At 60.1% G+C, this 1,698-nt stretch carries 3 protein-coding genes; 1 reads left to right on the top strand and 2 read right to left on the bottom strand.

Going from position 1 to position 1,698, the window contains the following annotated elements; all coding sequences use genetic code 11:
- Positions 1-115: 115 nt before the first annotated feature.
- On the bottom strand, positions 116-505 hold the full coding sequence (locus WA989_RS02460; protein ID WP_424338940.1) for an efflux RND transporter permease subunit: 390 nt from the start codon (positions 503-505) through the stop codon (positions 116-118).
- Positions 506-775, bottom strand: coding sequence for a transposase (locus WA989_RS02455; protein ID WP_424338941.1), 270 nt, complete (start codon positions 773-775; stop codon positions 506-508).
- A gap of 343 nt (positions 776-1,118) precedes the next feature.
- Here WA989_RS02455 and WA989_RS02450 point away from each other — a divergent pair, with 343 nt between their 5' ends.
- Positions 1,119-1,595: a BLUF domain-containing protein gene (locus tag WA989_RS02450; RefSeq protein WP_424338939.1), complete on the top strand. Its 477-nt coding sequence runs from the start codon at positions 1,119-1,121 to the stop codon at positions 1,593-1,595.
- Positions 1,596-1,698 lie beyond the last annotated feature (103 nt).

The raw sequence follows: 1,698 nt of genomic DNA, 5'->3' as shown, positions 1-1,698 counted from the left end.
ATTCCATATCGTCGCATAGATCGGATTTTCGAGGGCCGAGAGGACGGCGAAGATGCCGGTCGCGAAGGCAAAGAGGATCAGGGTAAGCCAGGTGGGCAGCATGGGATGTCTCCGGTCAGATCTGGGTTGGAAGGGCCGTCTTGCCTTGCGGGGCCGGAGCTGGACGGAACAGCAGGCGGTAGAGCGCGGGGACGTAGAAGAGGGCGAGGATCGAGGCTGTGCCGAGGCCGCCCATCATCAGCGTCGCCATCGGCTCCCACAGGGTACCGCCCGAGATCGCCATGGGCGCGAGGCCGAGGACGGTGGTGAGCGACGTCAGCAGGATCGGTCGGAACCGCTTGCGCGCCGCCTCGATGATGGCGTCGTTCAGGGGCTTGGCGGCCCGCTTTATGTCGATCTGGTCGATCAGGACGATGGCGTTGTTGAAGACGATCCCCGACAGCGCGATCAGCCCGAGGATGCCGAAGAACGACAGCGGCTGCCCGGTCGCTAGAGCATCTTGCATTTATTTTGAGACATATCCAGCATGCCGGAAGTAGTTCCAGCATTCATCTGGAGTGAAGAGATCGCATATTTCGCCGAGAGCTTGGAGAAGTTGGTCGAATGTGCGGGCACCCGCTCCTCGCAGAAGCTCTTTGTGTTTGGAGAAGGCCATCTCGATTGGGTTCAAATCTGGGCTGTAGGGCGGCAGATACAGAAACCAGCAGCCTCGGTCTTTGAGTATCTGGGCGGCGCGAGTATTCTTGTGGGTGCTGAGATTGTCCAGGATGACCACCGTTCCCGGCTCGAGTTCTGGGGCAAGCTGTGTCTCCACGTAGGTGGCGAAGGCCTCGCCGATTCAACGTAAGCGCGGGACGCTTTAATCCACCTTACGGGATCCGGGCGCTGCTGGCGCGAGTGCATCTTACAGGCCGGGCGATCTTTCGACCAACCAGTTGAGGCGACGGCCCTGTGGCGGACTGCGTCCTTCAGCAGCTCCCGACAACCGGGCATGTGTCTGGGCAGCGCGCGCTGGTCCAAATTCAGACAACAGCAGAACTTTCGCACTATTCTACGGGTCGTTGGCGCAAGAACTGCTGCGCGGCGCTCAGACCAGTTCGTGCAGGAAAGTCTTGACGATGTATAGACTCATCTATCAGAGCCATGCCAGCCACCGGTTGAGCTGGCTGGAGATTGAAGCGATCGCCGCCCGGGCCACCTACAAGAATGCCCGTTTCGAGGTGACGGGCGTGCTGTTCTCGAGCGGCCTGACTTTCTGTCAGATCCTCGAAGGCCGGCAGTTGGATATCGCCTACCTGATGGAACGCATCGCCGGCGATCCGCGCCATTGCAACCTGAAGATCATAACCGAGTGCGACATCGAGGAACGGGCGTTCGACGACTGGTCGATGAAGGTGGTCGAGGCTTTGGACTGGATCGAGATGCTCGAGCGTACCGATGAATGGCGGGAGAAAGCGGGCTTTCTAAATATTTTTAAAAAACTAGAAGACTGGCGCGCCTCCGAAGCGGCGCTTCGCGGATTTCCCGCGATATACGATCCCGTTGCATTGATGGAGGGTCCTGTGACCCCCGGCAGCGAATACCGGCTGATTTGACCGGGGTCTCACCAGCGCCCCGTTCCCGCACGCCAGAGCAGTACTGATCGCCCGCGAAACTCCGACACTTCGAGCCCCTCGGCGCGCAGGCGCTCGGACAGCC

This window comes from Henriciella sp. (genome assembly GCF_049649345.1).
GTDB lineage: Bacteria > Pseudomonadota > Alphaproteobacteria > Caulobacterales > Hyphomonadaceae > Henriciella.
This window is presented reverse-complemented; position numbering and strand designations above follow the sequence as displayed.